The sequence below is a fragment of the Bavariicoccus seileri WCC 4188 genome (genome assembly GCF_000421665.1).
Lineage (GTDB): Bacteria > Bacillota > Bacilli > Lactobacillales > Aerococcaceae > Bavariicoccus > Bavariicoccus seileri.
This window is the reverse complement of record NZ_ATXL01000097.1, coordinates 1-1,857: the sequence shown is the minus strand read 5'-3', so window position 1 is coordinate 1,857 and position 1,857 is coordinate 1. Positions and strand designations below refer to the sequence as shown.

Sequence of the window (1,857 nt, the reverse complement as noted above, 5' to 3'; positions counted from 1 at the left end):
TTAGCGATTTAATTATAGGACAACCAAATGTCTTTTTGTATCAAAAATTGGTGTCGCTACTTTTTGAGTAACAACACCAAATATTATAGAACCCTCTTTAAAAGCCATTATGTGGCTTCTTTTTTTGCACTAAAAACATTTAAAGATGACGCGACTAAATAGAGTTAGCAGTGTTCTAGAAAGTGTAAATAAAACAGTAAGCGGGAAGTAAACGGGTATATGACAAATAGGCAATCGTTGAGCTACACTTGATGTAGCCGACGGTTGCCTTTTTCCTGACTTTAACACTTTATATGGTTAAAACCTCTCAAAGCCCTTGATGTTAAAGGACTTTTGAGAGGTTTCTTTTTTTGTAGTTGTATATCTACCACTTGATTTGTGTGACACGACCTACCATAGGTAGCTCTGCTAATTTGAGAGCTGAAAGGATGGCCTTAAAATCAGAGTTTGGCTCATTCCTGATGTAATAATCTGACCCAGTTTTCTGCTCTATGAGTGAGACGACTGCGGAGTTGATTGCTTTTTGAATGCGCTCTGTTGAGAGCGACAACCCTTGCAGCTTTAGTTGGTATTCAAGGACTCGTTGGAGGGTAAGAGCTAATTAACAAATCACAAAATGGCCTTGGATTGACTCTGGGGTCCATACAAATAGAGGTCTAGCTTCTAAATTGCTTTTTAATACTCTGAAACTCTCCTCTATTTTCCATAGACCTTGATAGATATCAATGATTTCACTCGCTTCCAACGTACGATCTGAGCAGACAATCCCATAGTAGCCGTCAAATCGTTCATCATCTTCAATTTTGGGTTGGTCAACTTCTAAATCAACGTTATCTAACGCCAATTGCACATACTTCTTACCACCTTTTTTCAACTCTGATTTCATTTTTGCAGGAGATTGACTGAGAGTAATAGCTTTTTCGATTAATCGTTGTCGGCCTTTTCGATCTTTTTGGGCTCTTTTTTTCGAATAAGTTAGCACAAAAGTATCCGTCAACTCATAAGTTTGACCTTCCAGTCTGACTTGTTGAGATAGCGTAGTTGCTTTGACCTTTAAATCTTTTGACAATTGTCGATAGCCAGAATCGTCTAACACCAAAGATTTAACTTCTTTAGAGGCGGTTCGAATTTTATAGGCTAACACATAATCAAAGCCCAGGCGCCTTATCTTAGCTAGATTTGCTTTAGAGTTTAAGCCACGATCTGCCGTAATAATCAGTTTCTGAATGCCATACTGGTCCTTCAATTGTTTCAAAACGGGTTCAAGTGTGCCAAATTCATTGGTATTACCTGGATAGAGATTATAACCAATTGGAATACCATATGAATCAATTAATAGTCCCATCACGACTTGAACTTGATTCACTTTATTATCTTTTGAAAAACCAAATCGCTTAAGGTCGTCTGCTTGTTGTGATTCAAAATAATAAGTTGTGACGTCAAAAAAGCAAACTGAGATATCATGATCAACCATTTCAGCGATTTGTTTATTTAAGTGTTGCTCTAACGCTTCTTTTTGTTGACCAAAAAAACTGAGAGAGCGATTGATCTGATGCAAATCAATCGTTCCCGATGGGAAATGGAGAAGCCAATCTTTGTGCTCAAATGTTCTTTTTTTGGACGCTGGATGCATCAATCTCATGTAAGTGAGGAGAGCGGCACTAGTTTTATAGGGAATTGTAGCCTTCGTGCTCTTCTTTTGACGATAGTTAAAAAAGTAGTCTAACTTCAACTGCTTCCATTGGTATAGGCTTCGGCTTGCTTGTTAAGTGCGTCAATTTGAGCTAACAAAACTTCATTTTGTTTCATCAATTGCTTTTCTGTTTCCGTCACAAGATCCACCTCTTTTCACTTTGT

At 37.7% G+C, this 1,857-nt stretch carries 1 protein-coding gene; it reads right to left on the bottom strand.

Annotated features, from left to right (window positions below; all coding sequences use genetic code 11):
- Nucleotides 1-601 precede the first annotated feature (601 nt).
- Nucleotides 602-1,732, bottom strand: a complete 1,131-nt coding sequence (locus H541_RS12635) for an IS1634 family transposase (protein WP_052168302.1) — start codon at nucleotides 1,730-1,732, stop codon at nucleotides 602-604.
- Nucleotides 1,733-1,857 lie beyond the last annotated feature (125 nt).